Here is a 267-nt window from a genome sequence, read left to right as displayed (position 1 = left end):
GGAAAAGCAAAAAAATCATTGGGTAGATTCTGTTTTTAATAACCTAACCCGCCCCGACCGGATTGCACAATTGCTGATGGTTCGCGCGCATACCAATAAAGGCGTAGCTTTTGAAGATTCTGTGGCCGGCGTTATCCAGAATGAACACATCGGTGGTTTGGTTTTTTTTCAGGGCGGGCCGGGCAGACAAGCGGCGTTAACCAATCGTTATCAAAAATTAGCCAAAGTGCCGTTGCTGATCGCGATGGACGGCGAATGGGGCTTGGG

Annotated in this window: 1 pseudogene; it reads left to right on the top strand. The window is 49.1% G+C overall.

The annotated features are described in order from the left end of the window. Nucleotides 1-267, top strand: a pseudogene (locus Q0192_RS16440) (glycoside hydrolase family 3); the annotation flags it as partial.

The organism is uncultured Mucilaginibacter sp. (genome assembly GCF_937859865.1).
Classification (GTDB): Bacteria; Bacteroidota; Bacteroidia; order Sphingobacteriales; family Sphingobacteriaceae; genus Mucilaginibacter_A.
This window is presented reverse-complemented; position numbering and strand designations above follow the sequence as displayed.